Raw genomic sequence first — 18,855 nt, 5'->3', positions numbered from 1 at the left:
GGTAAACATCAAACCAATACAGTAGTAAAATGATAATTGTTATAATATAACAATATTGTGAGAATAAAGCGTACTCTTATTTTTATAAAAGCACCTTTCACCACGATATGTTTAGCAAAGGCAGCCGTGTTATCGGCCACCTAAGGTTATTATAAATTCTGTTTGATCAAGCCTAAAACCGTTTGAATTTCCTCATCACTCAATGCACCTTCCTTAACAAACAGTACTTTACCTTGCTTGTCTTGAACGATGATCGCTGATGATTCCTCTTTTAAATCCCACGCTTTGGCTACATTTCCCGCTTCATCTAGCACCATGGAAGACCACGGAAACTCTTTCTTGCTGTCTTGAGCGGAAGATTTGACAAACGATCCAGTGCCCCAAATCGCATCATCTTGGTTGATGATCGAGGTGGTTTGATAACTTTCTGCGGGAAATTGTGCGGCCGTAATGGCGGCCATCAATGGTGCATTTAACGCTTTAGCACTGCTGCGACCAGCAATGGCTTGAATGACGCGCACTTTGCCTAGCAGTTGGCTGGTATCCCAAGTTTTAAAGGCCGTTTTATCATCTTGTAGGATGATTTCACCATATTTTTCCACTGAAACATCAGCAACTCGCTGACCTTGGGTAATGTTGTGTGCTATGGCAAGCGCTGGACAGCAGGCCATTAGAATGGCGATCACTCGTTTACTTTTCATTGTAGGGGTCCCTTTTAGTTGAGCAACAAAGGTATAGCATAGAATCAATAAAACCACGAAAAGAGGCCATTAAGCGGTTAACAAAATGCTAACAAAGCCTCAATTCTACACGCTTTATTCGCTGAGCTGGGGTGGGAAGCAGATGCCTGTTCCTCCTAACCCACAATAACCATTCGGATTTTTAGCTAAATATTGTTGATGATAGCTTTCGGCGTAGTAGTAAGGACCAGCGGGTGCAATTTCGGTGGTAATTAAGGCTCGTTGACTGGCTGACAACGCCTGCTGGTATCGCTGCTTTGAGGCTTGTGCTATTTGCTGTTGTTGTTCTGAATAGGTATAGATAGCGGAGCGATACTGAGTGCCTTTATCGTTACCTTGACGCATGCCTTGGGTCGGATCGTGCTTTTCCCAAAAATGACTTAATAGCTTTTCTAATGGCAAGCGCTGTGGATCAAAGATTACGCGTACCACTTCAGTATGGCCAGTTTCACCACTGCATACTTCTTCGTAAGTTGGGTTTGGGGTAAAGCCGCCGGCATAGCCTACTGAAGTCGACACCACACCATCGAGTTGCCAAAATAAGCGTTCAGCGCCCCAAAAACAGCCCATGCCAATCACTATTTGTTGCTGATGCTCATTAGGCTGCTCAGTGATGTTGCTGTGGTTAACGTAATGAATTTCCTCCACTGACATAGGGGTTTCTCGTCCTGTCAGTGCTGTTTGTGCGCTGACCATTGTTTGTTTATTGAGCATGAGCTTTCCTTTTGTGTACCGATTTTTGGCTTTATTTATTGTTGTTGAGCCACTGTTTCACATTCAGCCCGAATAATTGACTGATTTCATACAGACGGAGCTTGCTATTGGCGGTATGATTTCCATCCATTAACGATCTGTTTACTCAACTGTTCCTTTAATTAAGCATGAGACGAAAATCATTACCAGTTCTATTCACGATGCTACTTATTTCCACTTCGGCGTATGCCAAGGTGGCGTTAACCATTAATGGTTTAGAGGGTGAATTAGAAAACAACGTTGAAGCCTATTTATCGTCGATTCCAGAGAGCGACTATTCAACGCATCTTCGTTTTCAATCTCGTTTAGAGAAAAGCATGACGGAAGCGCTTGTCGCGCTGGGTTACTACCATCCTCAATTTGAGTTTGTGGTGGTGAGCGATGAGCAAGAGCTGATGGTCAATATCAATCCTGGACCGCTAACAACCATTAAAGAGATGGATGTGGTGATTAGCGGGGAAGCTGAATCTGATGCTGATTTTGCCAATCTCATTAACCGCAATGCCCTTAAAGTGGGCGCGGCGGTTAATCATGGCCAGTACGATGCTTTGAAATCGGGTATCCGTAACTTAGCGTTGCAAAAAGGTTATTTTAACGGGAATTTTGAATTAAGCCGTTTGGAAGTTGCGCCAGAGTTGAATGAAGCTTTCGTACGCCTTCATTTTAACAGTGGTATTCGTTACCATTTTGGTCCTTCGCTCATTACTGGCAGCCAAATTGAAGATCAGCGAGTTCGCTCGCTTCAGCCCTATAAAACCAATGATCCTTACCTTGTTTCCAAGGTAGGGGAATATAACCAAAACTTATCCAATACCGATTGGTTTTCCTCTGTTTTTGTTGAACCCGATCTTAGCCAACTGGAGAACGGTCGCGAACTGCCGATGAAGGTTTCCCTTGCACCGCAAGCTCGAAATCAGCTTGAAACCGGTTTAGGTTACTCAACGGATGTGGGAGTGCGTGGTTCATTCAAGTGGAAGAAACCTTGGGTTAACAGCCTCGGCCACAGTTTTGATAGCAGCTTCTCCCTTTCTGCCCCAGAGCAGACCATTACCGCTGGCTACAAAATACCGCTAGAAGATGTGCGGCGTGAATATTATCGAATTCAGTATGGAATGAAGAATGTCGATAACCGTGATACGAAGAGTTTGGAGTCTAACTTATCGTTTGAACGCCACTGGCTGCGTGATGGTGGTTGGCATCGAACCCTATTCGTTCGTTATTTGATAGAAAACTACGAACAAGGTTTGCAAAGCGATGTCGGCCAGTTTGTATTACCGGGAGCGACCTATTCTCGTACGCGTGTTCGTGGTGGTTCAATGCCGATGTGGGGCGATAAACAGAGCATCACACTTGAGTATGGCGATCCAAATTTCGTCTCTGAAACGCGTGTGGTGCGGTTGTTGGCGGGCACGGCTTGGATACGTAGCGCTGGGCAAAACCATCGTGGTTTATTGCGTTTAGACGGCGGCGCAAACTTCAGTGAAGAGTTTGACAAACTCTCACCTTCTCTGCGCTTCTTTGCTGGTGGCGATAACAATTTACGAGGGTATAGCTATCAATCTATCTCACCTAAAGATGCCAGCGGCGCACTGACTGGGGCCAAATACATCGCCACCAGTTCGTTGGAGTATCAATATCGTTTGGTTGGAAATTGGTGGGGTGCACTGTTTGTCGATTACGGCGATGCCTTTAATAACTCGCCGGATTGGAAAACTGGTGTGGGAGCCGGGATTCGCTGGGCTTCTCCGGTTGGACCGATCCGCTTAGATTTTGCATGGGGGCTTGACGCCAATCCCGGCGATGAATTTCAGCTGCATTTCACCTTGGGGCCTGAACTATGACCAAAGTGATGTTGAAGATAACCAAATGGGCATCGGCGATTTTATTCACCTTGTTGGGCGCGGTATTTATTGCACTCGCAGCCTTGTTGTTTACCAACACAGGGCTTAACGGTCTGCTGTGGGGAGCGCAAAAAGCGCTGCCACAACTGCAGGTTGCCAGCGCTCAAGGTGCAATTTTTCCACGTTTCACGCTCAACCAAGTCACCTTTTCCGATGAAGCATTAAAGATCGATCTCGATGTGCAGCGCGTGACATTAGCCATAAGTGCTAGCTGCTTATTGGAGCCTTCAATTTGCTTAAATGAACTTGCGATCAGTGGCTTAAAGCTGGCACTGCCAGAGCTTCCCCCTTCGACGCAAGGTGAGCCTTCGTCTGCCTCTGATCCCATTACGTCAATCTCTACACCGGTGCCAATTAAGGTTGGCCGTGTGGAGCTCAATGATATTCAGCTGGATATTTTGGGTAATACGCTGGCATGGAAGCAATTTTCTACCCATGCCTCATTTCAAGGTAATCGCTTACGGATTGGCAAAACCAGTTGGAGCGATATTCAACTGAAGCTTGCGACCAATGAAGATGTCGATTCAGCCTCAAGCGCACAATCCAAATCCACTCAATCCACAACCGTATCATCGACGGCGGCACCTGCGGTGAAAACGCCCATCACCTTGCCAGAGGTGATCATTCCGCTGCAATTGGAAGTGGAGCGTTTTGATATCAATCAGTTTACTCTTGAGCAAGCTGAGCCTTTGGTTGTCAAGCGTCTTGGTTTGGTCGCCAATGCTTATCAGAGCAGTGTTTCATTAAAATCACTTGAGCTTGAGCTGCCACAATTGATTGCCAACCTAAAAGCTGATGCGCAGTTGAAGGGAGACTATCCGCTCAATCTCTCTTTAAAAAGCACGCTCAAAATGGCCGAAGCTCAGGGGCAAACACTGGCGCTAGAGGCTTCGGGTAGCTTGGGTGATTTAACGCTCAACGCGAAATTGGGCGGGCTTGCGCAAGCAAACTTAAATGCGCAATTGGCGCTACTGCAACCTGAGATCCCGTTTGATATTTCGTTGGATGATGTTCAAGCACAGTGGCCATTGATTGGGCAAGGAGACTATTTTGTTCGCGTGCCGAGTTTAAAAACTCAAGGCTCACTCGACGGATATAGCGTGGCGCTCAATGGCCAATTGCAAGGTAAAGATCTGCCCGATGTGACGCTGGATGTGGCTGGTAAAGGCACTTTACAGCAAATCAACTTAGATTCTTTGCTAATCGACACCTTAGGGGGGCAAATTGCTGGCCAAGTGATGGCCAACTGGCAAGCCCCAATTCACTGGCAAGCGGCGCTGAATTTAGAGCAGATTCAGCCGGGATTACAGTGGCCGCAAGCCGAAGGCGTGATCAGCGGTAAGCTCGAAACTACGGGTGAGCTTACCGAGCAGGGCGGTTGGAACGTTGCGCTGCCTATTTTGGATATTGAGGGTGTGTTGCGTGGTTACCCACTGAATATTGAAGGTCAATTAAACGCATCAGATATGACAGGGAAAGGCGCTTTTACTGTGTCGACCAGCGGCTTAACGTTAGCCCATGGACCCAACCAGATTACGGCCAAAGGTGAGCTGGATAAAGAGTGGCGTATGGGCTTATCGGTTGATTTTGCGGATCTGGTGAAAAGTGTTCCTGATTTGCACGGCAAAGTGATTGGCGATATTTATCTGCGTGGTGATTTACAGCAGCCACAAATCAAGCTGCGCCTCAATGCAAATGATCTTGCTTGGCAGCAACAAGCGACTTTAAAGCAGGTGACTTTAACTGGTGATGTTACGCCACTTCCTGTGCCACAAGCCGAAGTGAAATTGCAGGCGAGCCAGTTGAGCTACCAGCAGCAGTTAGTTGATAGTGTGGACTTGCGTTTTTCAGGTACGCAGGCGCAGCATCAACTGAGCTTAGACGTCATTTCAAATCTGATTTCAACCAGCTTGGCGATCAGCGGATCTTTTGAAGATAAGCCGACGATGCAGTGGCAAGGTGCGCTGGAACGAGTACAACTGTCCACAGAACAAGGGCCGTGGCTATTAAACCAAGCGACACCTGTTGCGGTTAATATCGAGAAACAACAAGCTACGATTGCCGCGCATTGTTGGCAGCAAGAGGGAGCATCGCTCTGCTTAGATAAAGACGCGACTGTGGGGCAAAGTGGTGCGGCCGAGCTCTCTCTCAACCATTTTGATTTTCAGCAAATCGCAATGTTTTTACCGCAAGAGACTCAACTTAAAGGCCAAGCCGATGTCAGTCTCACAGCTCAATGGGCGCCCAATACTGCGCCTCAAGCGAAAGTGTCACTCAGCTTAAGCCAAGGTGCAGTCACGCAGCACATCGACCAAGCCATTACTTTAGGTTGGGATAGCGTCACTATTGAAAGTACGCTTGAACAGAACAAGCTGTTTGCTCGTTGGCTAGTGGATGTGACCGATAATGGCGATCTGTCGGGGCAAATCACTATTGCGGATCTAATGGCAAAAGAAAAAATGATGGATGGCGCATTAACGCTTTCCACTTTTAATATTGATTTTCTACAGCCGCTGCTTGGGGATTATAGCCAAGCGAAATCGAAGATTAGCAGTCAACTTGCCTTCAGTGGGCCGATGTTGCACCCGAAAGTGATGGGCAGCGTGGTGGTGGATGACATTGTCGTCAAAGGCGATATTTCGCCGCTGGATGTTACCTCGGGCCGAGTGGCGATGGACTTTAATGGTTACCAAGCCTTGCTCAATGCTGCGATTCAAACTGCGGATGGCGAGTTGAGTATCAAGGGGGATGCCGACTGGCAGAAAATGGAGCAGTGGCGTGCCAACCTGCGCGTGTTGGCCGATGAGCTATTGGTGGATCTGCCGCCTATCGTCAAGATTAAAGTTATCCCAGATATGAGCATCACACTAGAACCTCAACTGGCCACTGTGACGGGGAATATTAACCTGCCTTGGGGACGCATCGTGGTAGAAGAGTTGCCTCCGAGCGCGATTGGTGTCTCCAAAGATCAAGTGATATTGGACGCTGCTTTACAGCCTGTGAGCGAGCAAAGCGCCATGCCATTTAACGTTGAAACGAATGTAAACATCTCGATTGGTGATGATTTCCGGCTCAGTGCCTTTGGTTTGCAAGGCGGCTTGATTGGCCGCCTCAATGTGGCGCAAAAGGATAAAGGTCCTTTTATTACTGGAGAAGTAAATATCCAAAATGGTTCGTATCGATCCTTTGGACAAGATTTGCTGATCCAAGAAGGCAAAATTTTAATGAATGGACCGGTTGATCAACCTTATGTTTCGATTAAAGCGGTGCGCAACCCGGATAACACACAAGATGGCGTGATTGCAGGGGTAAACGTGACCGGCTCTGCCGATGAACCCATAGTCTCCATTTTTTCAGAACCCGCGATGCCACAAGCTAATGCACTTTCTTACCTACTTCGTGGTCAGAATATTGATGGCGAGGCGGGTGGCAATGCGATGACCACTGCACTGATTGGTTTGAGCTTGGCACAAAGCGGTAAGGTGGTGGGCGAAATTGGTCAAGCCTTCGGTGTGCAAGATCTGCAATTGGATACGGCCGGTTCCGGTGATGATTCACAAGTGACGGTAAGCGGCTATATTTTACCGGGGCTACAAGTGAAATATGGTGTTGGTATTTTCAGCTCGGTGGGCGAATTTACCGTGCGTTACCGCTTGATGAGGGATTTGTACGTTGAAGCGGTATCCGGCTTAGATAGCGCGGTGGATCTTTTGTATCAGTTTGAATTTAACTAGGGACAGTCATATGCAACATCTGGTTTTTGTCTACGGCACATTACGCCGTGGTGAAAGTAATGCGCATCTGCTTGAGACAAGCGAAATGTTAGGATCGTTCTACACGCCAGCTGACTATGCGCTGTATGATCTAGGTCCATATCCTGGCTTGGCTCAGGGACAGCAATCGATAGTCGGTGAGGTATATCGAGTGGATGAGCAGATACTAGCAAAACTCTATCTTTTAGAAGATATTCCCATCGAATATCGCCGTGAAACGATCGAAACCCCATTTGGCCGTGCGTGGATTTATCTCTATCAAGATCACAGCCGTCTTACTGCTGTGATTAGTTCTGGAGACTGGTGCCAACGGGTGTAACGAACGGCGTTGAAAATGGAAATAAAAAGCCACATCGCGCATTAGCAGGATGTGGCTTTTTATTTATAACGACACTTATACCCTTCCTACTTGAAGCTGCAGCGGTGTTGGCTACGTTCGTTCACCCCAATCACATAGTTTGCCTATGCTCATGGGGACTCACTCACTTGCCGCCTACCTGCAACTCCAAGTTGTTTGGGTATATAACTATCGTGACTATTTTTGAGCGCGTTCAAATGAAGTCAGGATTTCAGCTCGCGCGGCAGCGGCATCTTCCCATCCATCGACTTTGACCCATTTGCCCGCTTCAAGCTCTTTATAGCGTTCAAAGAACTGTGTAATTTGCGCCTTCAATAGTGCTGGCAGGTCATTTACGTCTTGAATGTGGTCGTACTCTTTGGTGAGCTTGGAGTGAGGAACCGCCACCACTTTGGCATCTTCACCAGACTCATCGGTCATTTTCAATACGCCAACTGGGCGGCAGCGAATCACCGATCCTGGCATGAGCGGATAAGGCGTGGGCACCAACACATCGACAGGATCGCCATCGAGCGATAAGGTGTGATTCACATAACCGTAGTTGCATGGGTAGAACATAGGTGAAGACATGAAACGGTCCACAAATACCGCGCCAGATTCTTTGTCGACTTCGTATTTGATTGGGTCGGCGTTGGCTGGAATTTCAATCACCACGTAAATATCATCAGGCAGTGATTTTCCTGCCGGAACGTTGTTTAAGCTCATTTAGCATTTCCTTTTTCGTCGCTGGACTTGAATTGTTTTGGGTTGATTAACAGAACGTAAACGCTTGTGTTGCAACTTTAGCGGTAAATAGGAAACGGTGTAAACCGTAAAAAGAGAGTCTTGCCTCATATTTATCGATAAAAAAGCGCCTAGAGTTAGGCGCTCATTGAGCTGATTTAATCGCGATTGAGTTCCAAGAACTCTTCCAATTTATGGACCATATTTTTTGAACCACAGAAGAATGGCACACGTTGATGCAGTTCTGTCGGCTTAATATCCAACACGCGATTGACACCGTCAGAAGCAATACCGCCTGCTTGTTCAATCAAAAACGCCATAGGATTGCATTCATACAATAGACGCAGCTTGCCGTTTGGATGGCTTTGCGTGCTTGGGTATAGATAGATCCCACCTTTGAGCAGGTTACGGTGAAAATCCGCCACTAGCGAACCAATGTAACGTGACGTGTAAGGGCGATTATCTTCAGGCACATTCTCTTGGCAATATTTAATGTATTTTTTGACGCCGGTTGGGAAGCGGATGTAGTTACCTTCATTGATGGAGTAAATTTTACCATCATCGAAGGTCATCATATTGGGGTGTGAAAGATAGAAAGTGCCGAGTGACGGATCATAAGTAAAGCCATTCACGCCGTTGCCGGTGGTATACACCAACATGGTTGAAGAGCCGTAAATAACATAACCAGCCGCAACCTGTTTATTACCGGGTTGTAAGAAGTCTTCTTGTGTTGGTGGCGTGCCGACTGGCGATACGCGGCGATAAATAGAAAAAATCGTGCCGACAGAGACATTGACATCGATGTTGGATGAGCCGTCCAGCGGGTCCATCAACACCACGTATTTTGCGTTTTTGTTGAGCTCTTTGCTGAACGCAACCGCTTCATCTTCTTCTTCACTGGCGACACCACACACTTGATCGCGCGCTTCAAGCGCCGCTTTAAATTTTTCGTTGGCGTAGACATCGAGTTTTTGTTGTTCTTCGCCTTGAATATTATCCGTACCAACTGCACCGGTAATATCAGCAAGGCCTGCTTTGTTGATTTCTCTATTAACAATTTTTGCCGCAAGACGAATAGAGGACAACAGAGATGAAAGATCACCGCTTGCGTGGGGGAAGTCATGTTGTTTCTCAACAATAAACTCGCCAAGAGTGCGAATCTCAGACATGTTATTTCCTTAACATAGCTATATAGGGGGAAGTGATTGTTTCACAACGCATCCTCTTGTTGGGATGTCGGCCGAAACGAGGCACCCATTTGATAACGTTTGGGTAACACTGCGATTTTAGGGCTTAGATCTTTTTAATGGTAATGAAGTAACAGATTGAGATCTCAATTTGTTTGTCGACTTTTTAGAAGTTGCAAACATGCTCGCTTTTCTTAAATGGATGGTGATAATGGAGGCAATCACTCACAACGCCATGTGCGAGGCTAGGATTTATGCATATTCACATTCTTGGGATTTGCGGTACGTTTATGGGCGGTGTTGCCGTTTTAGCACGGCAATTAGGTCATAAAGTTACCGGCAGCGACGCCAACGTTTACCCACCGATGAGTACGTTATTGGAGTCTCAAGGGATCGAGATTATCGAAGGCTTTGACCCTGCTCAATTAGAGCCCAAGCCTGATTTGGTGGTGATTGGCAACGCCATGAGTCGCGGCAATCCGTGTGTTGAATATGTGCTGAACCACAACTTGCGTTACACCTCTGGCCCGCAATGGTTGCAAGAGTTCCTGTTACATGACCGCTGGGTCCTTGCGGTGGCTGGTACACACGGTAAAACCACCACGTCGAGCATGTTGGCGTGGATCTTAGAAGATTGCGGTTACCAACCGGGCTTTTTGGTGGGAGGCGTACTTGGCAACTTTGGCATTTCTGCGCGTTTGGGCGAAAGCATGTTTTTTGTGGTTGAAGCCGATGAATATGACAGCGCTTTTTTCGATAAGCGTTCTAAGTTTGTCCATTATCACCCACGCACTTTAGTGTTGAATAACTTAGAGTTTGATCATGCGGACATTTTTGACGATCTTGAAGCGATTAAGCGCCAATTTCATCATCTAGTGCGCACTGTTCCGGGCAATGGCCGTATTTTTGCTCCGCAAAAAGAGCGCGCATTAGCGGATGTTCTCGCACGTGGCTGCTGGAGCGAAACTGAGTTTACCGGTGAGCAAGCGCAGTGGAAAGCTGAAAAAATCACGCGTGATGGTTCGCAATTTGATGTGTTCTTTGACAATGAACGTGTGGGGCGCGTAACTTGGGATTTGGTTGGCGATCATAATGTCGATAACGCCTTAATGGCGATTGGCGCGGCGCGTCACGTAGGGGTCACTCCAGATTTAGCCTGTCAAGCTTTGGGCAAATTTATCAATACCAAACGTCGTTTAGAGCTTAAAGGCGAAGTGAACGGTATTACGTTGTATGACGATTTTGCTCATCATCCAACGGCCATTGAACTTACTTTGGGTGGTTTACGTAACAAGGTAGGCGATCAGAAAATTATCGCGGTTTTAGAGCCTCGTTCGGCTACGATGAAGTTGGGCGTGCATAAGCAAACTTTAGCGGCGTCATTACAGCAAGCCGATTCAGTTTATCTCTATCAGCCGAACAATCTTGCTTGGTCGGTGCAGGATGTGGCTGACCAATGCTCACAACCAGCGCAAGTGAATGATGATATTGATGCTTTCGTCGCGCAAATTGCGCAGGAAGCCCAGCCGGGCGATCACATTTTGGTGATGAGCAATGGTGGCTTTGAAGGTATTCATAACAAGCTCCTACTTGCATTAAATCAAGCCATGTAATGCCAGCGACACAAACGAAATAGAGAGTTATGACAACAAAACAGAAAGCCATCACTTTAGCCTTTACTGGCGCTTCAGGTGCTCCTTACGGACTTCGTCTGTTGGAGTGTTTATTGGCTGCAGATTACCGAGTGTATCTGCTGATCTCTTCGGCCGCGCGCGTTGTGCTTGCAACCGAGCACGGTTTGAAGTTGCCCAGTGGGACTGAGGGAGCCAAAGCAGCGTTAGTGGAACATTTACACTGCGATGCCTCACAGCTTGTCGTGTGCGGCAAAGAAGAGTGGTTCTCACCAGTGGCTTCGGGCTCTGCCGCGCCAAAACAGATGGTGGTGTGCCCATGTTCGGCAGGCAGCGTTGCGGCGATTGCCCATGGCATGTCCGATAATTTGATCGAACGTGCTGCCGATGTTGTGATGAAAGAGCGTGGCCAACTGGTGTTAGTGGTGCGCGAAACTCCGTTTTCCACCTTACATTTAGAAAACATGCTCAAGTTGTCGCAAATGGGCGTCACCATTATGCCCGCTGCCCCCGGTTTTTATCATCAGCCGCAGTCAATTGAAGGCTTGGTCGATTTTATGGTGGCGCGTATTTTAGACCATTTAGGCGTTGAACAAGGGCTTGTGCCGCGTTGGGGATATGACTCACGCCCAACGGTGTAGCTTATTGCGTTAATTCCAATTACAATCCACCTCACTCAACGGGGAGCAAATCATTCATCTCAATGAATGCTGCTGAGATCAAGCATGAGCTTGGGACCCGTAAACCTGAACCAGATAATGCTGGCGTAGGAATTGGGTTAGGATCTCAGAATAGGAATAATGGAATATTCTCATCCTCCTCAAGCCTGTGCCGCTCAACCAAGGAGAGCGACCAGTTGAACACCACTCTTAATACCATTGCACTTGCTACCATCACCTCTTTTTCAGCGCATGCCGCTGACAATATCCTTACCGTTTATACCTATGACTCGTTCGCATCAGAATGGGGCCCGGGACCGGCGATTGAAAAAGCATTCGAAGCACAATGCGCTTGCGATCTTCAGTTTGTGGCACTCGATGATGGGGTATCGATCCTAAACCGTTTACGTCTTGAAGGTAATAACAGTAAAGCAGACATCGTACTCGGTTTAGATAACAACTTAATGGCCGAGGCCAAACAGACTGGCTTATTGGCAAATCATAATGTCGAGACGGGCCAAGTCACGCTACCCGGTGGTTGGAGTGATGAAACATTTGTTCCTTATGATTACGGCTATTTTGCCTTTGTTTACAATAAAGAGAAATTAGCAAACCCACCGAAAAGCTTAAAAGAGTTGGTAGAAAAGCGCGATGACCTTAAAGTGATTTATCAAGATCCGCGTACTTCAACACCCGGTCAAGGTTTGCTGCTGTGGATGAAATCTGTCTATGGTGAGAAAGCCAATTTAGCATGGCAACAGCTCGCCAATAAGACGGTGACAGTCACCAAAGGTTGGTCAGAAGCCTATGCGATGTTTCTAAAAGGTGAGTCCGATCTGGTGCTCTCTTACACCACCTCTCCAGCCTATCATTTGATTGCGGAAAATGACGCCAAGTACGCGGCTGCCGATTTTGCAGAAGGACACTACATGCAAGTGGAAGTGGCTGCGAAAGTAAAACATAGTGATAACGGCAAATTGGCCGATGAGTTCATGCACTTTATTTTAAGTGATCAATTTCAGTCGGTGATGCCAACCGGAAACTGGATGTATCCTGTGACGTCTGTCGCGCTACCGAAAGGTTTTGAAACGCTGGCTGTGCCACCAAAGGCGCTTACCTTTAGCGCACAAGAGGTGTCTGAGATACGTAAAGCGTGGATCCGTGAGTGGCAAACCGTCTTAACGTTTTAAGGTTCGATAAAGTTTGAATGCTATTCCTAAAATAGGCATTGGGGTCGCGATGCTTGTCGCGACCTTTGTCATCAGTGCGTTAGCGGCGTTGCTGTTACAAGCACCCAGCTTAAATGTGATGCACCTATGGCAAGACCCGTATTATCGCCATGTTACTCAATTTAGTTTTTACCAAGCCAGCTTGTCGATGCTGCTCAGTGTTGGCTTCGCTATTCCTGTTGCTCACGCACTTTACCGTCGTCGATTTTGGGGACGCGCGCTGCTGATCAAATTGTTTGCAACGACCTTAGTACTTCCAGTGCTGGTGGGCGTATTTGGTTTGTTGGCCATTTATGGTAATAGTGGTCTGCTCGCCTCGCTGCTCGCGTGGTTTGATAGCAAACTGCCGTTTTCCATTTACGGATTAAACGGTATTTTACTGGCGCATCTGTTTTTTAATCTCCCGTATGCCAGCCGTTTATTGCTGCAAGCGTTAGAGTCGATCCCGGCTGAGCAGCATAAGTTATGCGCGCATCTTGGTATGAGTCATTGGCACAAATTTCGTTGGGTTGAATGGCCGCGTTTGCGTCAGCAGCTTCCTCATGTCTGTGGTTTGGTGTTCATGCTCTGTTTTACCAGTTTTGCCACTGTGATGGCACTTGGCGGCGGGCCTAAATCAACCACGATTGAGCTGGCGATTTATCAAGCGATCAAATTTGATTTTGATTTACAAGCGGGCGCGCTGCTTGCGCTGTGGCAGATGCTGTTATGCGGGCTGCTGTCTCTATCCATTTCACGTCTAGCGAAGCCGTTAGCAATAACCACAGGGCGTCAAGCGAGTGATTATGTGGTTAGTCGAGACAATCGAAAAGCGCAATGTTGGGACGGCGCGTGGATCTTTCTTGCGCTGCTGTTAGTACTTCCGCCGCTGGTGATGGTCATCTTGAGCGGTTTAAATTCGCAGCTTTTTCACGTCTTGAGCGATGAGCAATTCTGGCGTGCGCTTTGGGCTTCACTACAAGTGGCGTTATTGGCAAGCGTGGTTGCTGTTTCGGTTGGTGTTGCCATACTCATCACGACTCGCGCTTGGCGCCTGCAGCAGCACAACCGTAAGGCGGACCAACTAGAGTTGATTGGCGCGATTATTTTGGTCACGCCAGGGCTTGTTATCAGCACCGGGCTTTTTCTGTTACTGCGTATCTGGACCGATGCATTTAGCCTAGCGTATTGGGTGGTTTTTTTCGTCAATGGATTAATGGCATTGCCATATGTGTTGAAAACATTGGCGCAACCTATGCTGCATATCGCGCAGCAATATCAATGGTTATGTGCCAGCCTTGGCATTAAAGGGTGGCAGCGTTTGCAAGTGATTGAGCTGCGTGCGTTGCGTAAACCCTTAGCGCATGCCTTTGCGATCAGCTTTTTGCTCTCAATGGGGGATTTAAGTGCGATTGCTCTATTTGGTAGCCAAGAGTTTAGAACCTTACCGCTTTACCTGTTCCAACTGCTGGGCAGTTACCAAATGCAAGCGGCGGCGGTGGTTTCTCTTACGCTGTTGCTACTCAGTGTAGGGTGTTTTGCCCTCATTGAGCGGTTATTTCACTCACATTCAAAGGTAAAGCAATGTTAGAACTCAAGGCCGTACATTATGAGTATCAACAGGAGTGGTTTGAATTTTCGCTCTCTGTACCGCGAGGGGCGATTCTCTCTTTGATGGGGCCAAGTGGCGCGGGTAAGTCGACTTTACTGAGCTTAGTTGCGGGCTTTATTGCACCGAAAAGCGGCGATATCCAAGTGCAAGGGCAATCCTTACTTGGGCAGGAGCCACACTTGCGTCCTTTTTCGATGCTGTTTCAAGAGCACAATCTTTTTGCCCATCTCACTGTGCGTGAAAATATTAGCCTTGGGTTACATCCGGGGCTGAAATTAACCACTTCGCAAAAGGCGTTAGTTGAGTGCGCCGCGCAGCAAGTGGGTTTGGTAGCGCTACTTGATCGCTTGCCTGAGCAGCTCTCAGGGGGGCAGCGTCAACGAGTTGCTCTGGCGCGCTGTTTTGTACAACCACATCCTATCTGGCTGCTGGATGAGCCCTTTTCCGCCTTGGATCCGCTACTCAGAGAAGAGATGCTGCTTTTGGTTAAGCAGTTAGCCGCAGAAAGAGAGATCACTGTTGTGATGGTGACGCACCATATTAGTGATGCCAAAGCGATTGCGAGCCATTTTGCGTTTATGGCTCAAGGACATGTGTTAGTGAGTGATCGCATTGAGGCACTTTCCGCGCAACACGCAGACGCGCAGCTCAGTGATTTTGTGCGTGCGGGGGAATAAAAAAAACCTCACACGTTTAGGTGAGGTTTTTGCGTCTAATCAGCATTATGACAGGTTAAACTGACTTATCGTTATGCTCTCTGAGCACTTGGAAAATCTCTCGTGATGCTCTTGGTGGTTTGCTGTTGGCTTTCTCTTTATTTGCTTGACGCGCTAATTGGCGCAGACGTTGACGATCCATCTCTGGATAGAGTGCCATCGCATCTTCAATCGCGCTGTCACCTTTCTCCACAATACGATCACGCATCTGTTCGAGCTTGTGCAGCATGGCGGTATTTTGTGAATGCTTATTGCGCAGTTTATCCAATGCCGCTTGAATCGGTTCGGCATCGATGGTACGCATCATTTTACCAATGTATTGCAGTTGGCGGCGTCTGGCTTCCATGCTAAAACGCTGAGCATCTTTGATGGCATCCATCAAATCTTCAGACATCGGGATTTTTGCTAACTGAGACGGCTTCAGAGCAACCAGCTCTTCACCCAGTTTTTGTAGCTCAGTCATGTCGTTTTTCATTTCGGTTTTGCTAACCCAAATGATCTCCTCTTCTTCTTCCCAAGGAGCTTTTTGATTCTTACGCGCCATTTTCTTCATCTATTGAGTTATGTATGTCAGCTATTTTAGCAAGAATCGTGGGGAGAAAGCGAAATTCTTGTTATCCTAATGACATTGTTTGCTAATAATTGATGAGATATGGACGTAAAACAACAAGTTGCTCAGCAGCGCATCGAACTTGAAGCGGCGGTTGCCAAGGCATTAGAGATGGCTGCGCTCAGTTCTGATGCTGCCGAAGTGGCGATCACCAAAAGTACCGGCCTGAGTGTTTCGACGCGAATGTGTGAAGTTGAAAACGTAGAATTTAACAGTGATGGGGCATTAGGCATCACTGTGTATCGTGGGCAACGTAAAGGCAGTGCGTCGACGTCAGATCTCAGTGAAAAAGCAATTGCGCAGACGGTCGCTGCAGCGCTTGATATTGCGCTTTACACTTCTGAGGATCCTTATGCAGGCCCTGCACCTAAAGAGTTAATGGTGCGAAATATTCCTGATTTAGATCTCTTCCATCCCGATGAACCTAACCCGGACATGGCCGCTAAAATTGCCATTGCTGCAGAAGAGAAAGCGTTAGCTTACAGCAACAAGATCAAACAAAGTGATGGCGCAAGTTATGACAGCCATTACGGTGTGAAAGTGTATGGTAATAGCCATGGTTTGCTCGCGAGTTATGCCTCTAGCCGTCATAGCATTAGCTGCTGCGTGATTGGTGAGGGTAAAAATGGTGAGATGGAGCGTGATTATAGCTATACCGTTGCACGTCACCGCGACGATTTATGGTCGCCAGAGCTGGTCGGGCAACAAGCCGCAGAAAAAACCATCAGCCGTTTAGATGCAAAAAAACTGAAGACGGGCAAAGTTCCGGTGATGTTTGCCGCAGATGTAGCGACAGGTTTGATTGGCCATTTGGTGATGGCGATCAGTGGTGGCAGCTTGTATCGTAAATCTTCCTTTTTACTTGATAAGTTAGGCGAGAAAATTTTACCCGATTGGTTCAATATTGCCGAAAAACCCCATGTATTACGTGCGTTGGCATCAAGCCCATTTGATAGTGAAGGGGTATTTACGCAAGACCGCCAAATCATTACCGATGGTGTGCTCTCTACTTATCTTCTGAGCAGCTATGCCGCTCGTAAAATGAAGATGACTCCAACTGGTCACGCGGGTGGCATCCATAACTGGTATGTTCAATCCACAGGACAAAATTTTGAGCAGATGCTTAAAGCGTTAGGCACAGGCTTGTTAGTCACTGAAGTGATGGGCCAAGGTGTTAATGCAGTGACAGGTGATTATTCGCGTGGCGCCGCTGGTTTCTGGGTTGAAAACGGTGTGATTCAATACCCTGTATCTGAGATTACTATCGCGGGTAATTTGAAAGATATGTTCCAGCAAATGGTGGCGGTAGGGAGTGATGTCGAAACACGCTCGCAAATCCAAACCGGGTCTATTTTACTTGAATCGATGAAAATTGCGGGCGAATAATCGCTTAAGCTGAATATGAAAAAGCTTGGTATAACAACCAAGCTTTTTTTATGGGTGGTTTGGGTATGTATCACTATCGGGTTACATCAAAATATGGCTACATCAAAATGGTCGCCAAGCCGAGAAAGACAGAAAGCCCAACCACATCGGTGACGGTTGTTAACGCCATTCCGCCAGCAAGAGCCGGGTCGATTTTCATTTTTTTCAGTAAAATTGGGATGGTGACGCCGGCGATCCCGGCAATGAGTAGGTTGGCCATCATTGCTGCGGAAATGATGCCGCCAAGCATCCAATTGCCTTTCCATGCCACCACAATGCCGCCAATAATGGTGGCCCACATGATGCCATTTAAAAAACCGATCGCGGCTTCTTTGAATAGCAATTCACGTTGGTTACTGTCACCGATATGTCCCAATGCTAAACCACGAATGACCAAGGCCACAGTTTGGTTACCAGCGACACCACCCATTGAGGGCACAATGGTCATTAGCACGGCAATGGCGGCCATTTGATCCAGTGTTGCTTCAAACATGTTGGAAACAGAAGCAGCGGCGAGGGCGGCCAAAACATTTGCCCCAAGCCAGATAGTCCGTTTACGTGCGGATTTGACTACCGGCGCAAAGGTATCTTCGTCATCGTTCATACCAGCCATGCTCATCATTGAGTGTTCGGCATCTTCACGAATGATGTCAACGACGTCATCAATGGTGATCCGACCGACCAAGTGCTGGTTTTCATCCACCACAGGCGCGGACACCCAGTTGCGACGTTCAAACAGGCTGGCAACATCTGAGTCGCTGGTGGTGACCAAAATCGCCTCATCGGCATCATCCATGACTTCACTTACTGGAATATCCGGTTGCGTGGTCAGCAAGGTGGTGAGTGAGAGATGCCCAATCAGCTTACTTTCATCGTCAATCACGTAAAGTGCATCGGTTGCTTCGGGTAGATCGCCGCGCATGCGTAAATAGCGTAAAACCACGTCAATATCAACGTCACCACGAATGGTGATCACGTCGGTATTCATGATCCCGCCGGCTGTTTCCTCTGAATAGGAGAGCGCGGTTTCAACGCGCTGGCGATCAGCGCTGTCCATCTGCGAAAGCACTTCGCGTGACACGTCATCTGGCAAGCTACGCAGTACATAAGCCACGTCATCGGTGTCCATGCCTTCGGTCGCTTCTGCCAGTTTTTCGGGTGCCATTTTGGAAACTAGGGCATCTTTGACGTCTTCGTTGAGCTCATCAAGGATTTCACCGTAGTCTTCTGGGTCGGTGAGTTGCCATAACACCTCCCGGCTTTTACGTGGAGAGGCTTCTAAGAGGTGAGCAATATCTTCTGGCTCCATGTCCTGCAATTGGCGACGGACATGGACAAAACGACCATTTTCTAAAGCTTCGCTGACTTCTTGGAGGGTTAGGTGAGCTTGATCAAATTCAATTTGCTCGGCCATGGTTTCCCCCTACTTAGGATTCTTACAATGTGTTGAATGGTAACTTAATTCTAGGCCTTATTTAATAAGTTCTTATTAAGCACTGAATTTATTTTGACTATCAGGGGCGCGCATGCGCTGTCTGTGGGAGAGTGGAGTGTAAGCC

General features: G+C 47.5%; 15 protein-coding genes and 1 riboswitch. Of the genes, 9 read left to right on the top strand and 6 right to left on the bottom strand.

The window, feature by feature from the left end; all coding sequences use genetic code 11:
- Positions 1-149 precede the first annotated feature (149 nt).
- Positions 150-701 carry a YtfJ family protein gene (locus B9J87_RS12110; RefSeq protein ID WP_176429523.1) on the bottom strand — a complete coding sequence of 184 codons (552 nt, stop codon included), beginning with the start codon at positions 699-701 and terminating at the stop codon, positions 150-152.
- 114 nt (positions 702-815) lie between these two features.
- Positions 816-1,454: a peptide-methionine (S)-S-oxide reductase MsrA gene (gene msrA / locus B9J87_RS12105; protein ID WP_094150940.1), complete on the bottom strand. Its 639-nt coding sequence runs from the start codon at positions 1,452-1,454 to the stop codon at positions 816-818.
- 167 nt (positions 1,455-1,621) lie between these two features.
- On the opposite strand from msrA, the gene tamA reads away from it, so the two are divergent.
- Genes tamA through B9J87_RS12090 form a run of 3 tightly spaced genes read left to right on the top strand, consistent with a single transcriptional unit; the run spans position 1,622 to position 7,486 of the window.
- Complete coding sequence (gene tamA / locus B9J87_RS12100) at positions 1,622-3,334, top strand: autotransporter assembly complex protein TamA (RefSeq protein ID WP_019282532.1); 1,713 nt, start codon at positions 1,622-1,624, stop codon at positions 3,332-3,334.
- Positions 3,331-7,128, top strand: a complete 3,798-nt coding sequence (gene tamB / locus B9J87_RS12095) for an autotransporter assembly complex protein TamB (protein ID WP_094150938.1) — start codon at positions 3,331-3,333, stop codon at positions 7,126-7,128. The genes tamA and tamB overlap by 4 nt, the downstream gene beginning before the upstream one ends.
- Positions 7,129-7,138: 10 nt before the next feature.
- Positions 7,139-7,486: a gamma-glutamylcyclotransferase family protein gene (locus tag B9J87_RS12090; protein WP_176429522.1), complete on the top strand. Its 348-nt coding sequence runs from the start codon at positions 7,139-7,141 to the stop codon at positions 7,484-7,486.
- A 216-nt stretch (positions 7,487-7,702) separates the two neighbouring features.
- Here the strand turns inward: B9J87_RS12090 and ppa are convergent, their stop codons facing one another.
- Positions 7,703-8,230 carry an inorganic diphosphatase gene (gene ppa, locus B9J87_RS12080; protein WP_010318803.1) on the bottom strand — a complete coding sequence of 176 codons (528 nt, stop codon included), beginning with the start codon at positions 8,228-8,230 and terminating at the stop codon, positions 7,703-7,705.
- Positions 8,231-8,406: 176 nt separating this feature from the next.
- On the bottom strand, positions 8,407-9,417 hold the full coding sequence (gene fbp / locus B9J87_RS12075; RefSeq protein ID WP_013855958.1) for a class 1 fructose-bisphosphatase: 1,011 nt from the start codon (positions 9,415-9,417) through the stop codon (positions 8,407-8,409).
- A gap of 272 nt (positions 9,418-9,689) precedes the next feature.
- Between fbp and mpl the strand changes: the two genes are divergently transcribed.
- From mpl to thiQ, 5 genes are all read left to right on the top strand, one after another.
- The gene (gene mpl / locus B9J87_RS12070) at positions 9,690-11,048 is read left to right on the top strand and encodes a UDP-N-acetylmuramate:L-alanyl-gamma-D-glutamyl-meso-diaminopimelate ligase (protein WP_064625920.1); all 1,359 of its coding nucleotides are present in this window, start codon (positions 9,690-9,692) and stop codon (positions 11,046-11,048) included.
- Between the two features lie 29 nt (positions 11,049-11,077).
- Positions 11,078-11,707, top strand: coding sequence for a flavin prenyltransferase UbiX (locus B9J87_RS12065; protein ID WP_094150934.1), 630 nt, complete (start codon positions 11,078-11,080; stop codon positions 11,705-11,707).
- A 29-nt stretch (positions 11,708-11,736) separates the two neighbouring features.
- A riboswitch (TPP riboswitch) is annotated at positions 11,737-11,856 on the top strand.
- Positions 11,857-11,922: 66 nt separating this feature from the next.
- A complete protein-coding gene (thiB, locus tag B9J87_RS12060; RefSeq protein WP_094150922.1) occupies positions 11,923-12,915 on the top strand; it encodes a thiamine ABC transporter substrate binding subunit in 993 nt (330 codons plus the stop codon).
- A 13-nt stretch (positions 12,916-12,928) separates the two neighbouring features.
- Positions 12,929-14,524, top strand: a complete 1,596-nt coding sequence (gene thiP, locus B9J87_RS12055) for a thiamine/thiamine pyrophosphate ABC transporter permease ThiP (protein WP_088721311.1) — start codon at positions 12,929-12,931, stop codon at positions 14,522-14,524.
- Entirely contained in the window at positions 14,518-15,222 is a 705-nt protein-coding gene (thiQ, locus tag B9J87_RS12050) for a thiamine ABC transporter ATP-binding protein (RefSeq protein WP_094150920.1), read from the top strand. Before thiP ends, thiQ begins: the two co-directional genes overlap by 7 nt.
- A 55-nt stretch (positions 15,223-15,277) precedes the next feature.
- Here the strand turns inward: thiQ and yjgA are convergent, their stop codons facing one another.
- On the bottom strand, positions 15,278-15,805 hold the full coding sequence (gene yjgA, locus B9J87_RS12045; RefSeq protein WP_010318810.1) for a ribosome biogenesis factor YjgA: 528 nt from the start codon (positions 15,803-15,805) through the stop codon (positions 15,278-15,280).
- Between the two features lie 108 nt (positions 15,806-15,913).
- Here yjgA and pmbA point away from each other — a divergent pair, with 108 nt between their 5' ends.
- On the top strand, positions 15,914-17,257 hold the full coding sequence (pmbA, locus tag B9J87_RS12040; protein WP_010318811.1) for a metalloprotease PmbA: 1,344 nt from the start codon (positions 15,914-15,916) through the stop codon (positions 17,255-17,257).
- Positions 17,258-17,354: 97 nt separating this feature from the next.
- On the opposite strand, the gene mgtE is transcribed toward pmbA, so the two are convergent.
- On the bottom strand, positions 17,355-18,710 hold the full coding sequence (gene mgtE / locus B9J87_RS12035; RefSeq protein WP_013855966.1) for a magnesium transporter: 1,356 nt from the start codon (positions 18,708-18,710) through the stop codon (positions 17,355-17,357).
- Positions 18,711-18,855: the final 145 nt, after the last annotated feature.

This window comes from Vibrio sp. V19_P1S1T109 (assembly GCF_002241375.1).
GTDB lineage: Bacteria > Pseudomonadota > Gammaproteobacteria > Enterobacterales > Vibrionaceae > Vibrio > Vibrio anguillarum.
This window is presented reverse-complemented; position numbering and strand designations above follow the sequence as displayed.

Excerpts from the sequence above, each read along its gene's own strand:
- tamB (WP_094150938.1), top strand. The coding sequence starts at position 3,331 with ATGACCAAAGTGATGTTGAAGATAACCAAATGGGCATCGGCGATTTTA.
- B9J87_RS12110 (WP_176429523.1), bottom strand. The coding sequence starts at position 701 with ATGAAAAGTAAACGAGTGATCGCCATTCTAATGGCCTGCTGTCCAGCG.
- ppa (WP_010318803.1), bottom strand. The coding sequence starts at position 8,230 with ATGAGCTTAAACAACGTTCCGGCAGGAAAATCACTGCCTGATGATATT.
- yjgA (WP_010318810.1), bottom strand. The coding sequence starts at position 15,805 with ATGGCGCGTAAGAATCAAAAAGCTCCTTGGGAAGAAGAAGAGGAGATC.
- mgtE (WP_013855966.1), bottom strand. The coding sequence starts at position 18,710 with ATGGCCGAGCAAATTGAATTTGATCAAGCTCACCTAACCCTCCAAGAA.
- B9J87_RS12065 (WP_094150934.1), top strand. The coding sequence starts at position 11,078 with ATGACAACAAAACAGAAAGCCATCACTTTAGCCTTTACTGGCGCTTCA.
- mpl (WP_064625920.1), top strand. The coding sequence starts at position 9,690 with ATGCATATTCACATTCTTGGGATTTGCGGTACGTTTATGGGCGGTGTT.
- B9J87_RS12090 (WP_176429522.1), top strand. The coding sequence starts at position 7,139 with ATGCAACATCTGGTTTTTGTCTACGGCACATTACGCCGTGGTGAAAGT.
- thiQ (WP_094150920.1), top strand. The coding sequence starts at position 14,518 with ATGTTAGAACTCAAGGCCGTACATTATGAGTATCAACAGGAGTGGTTT.
- fbp (WP_013855958.1), bottom strand. The coding sequence starts at position 9,417 with ATGTCTGAGATTCGCACTCTTGGCGAGTTTATTGTTGAGAAACAACAT.
- msrA (WP_094150940.1), bottom strand. The coding sequence starts at position 1,454 with ATGCTCAATAAACAAACAATGGTCAGCGCACAAACAGCACTGACAGGA.
- pmbA (WP_010318811.1), top strand. The coding sequence starts at position 15,914 with ATGGACGTAAAACAACAAGTTGCTCAGCAGCGCATCGAACTTGAAGCG.
- tamA (WP_019282532.1), top strand. The coding sequence starts at position 1,622 with ATGAGACGAAAATCATTACCAGTTCTATTCACGATGCTACTTATTTCC.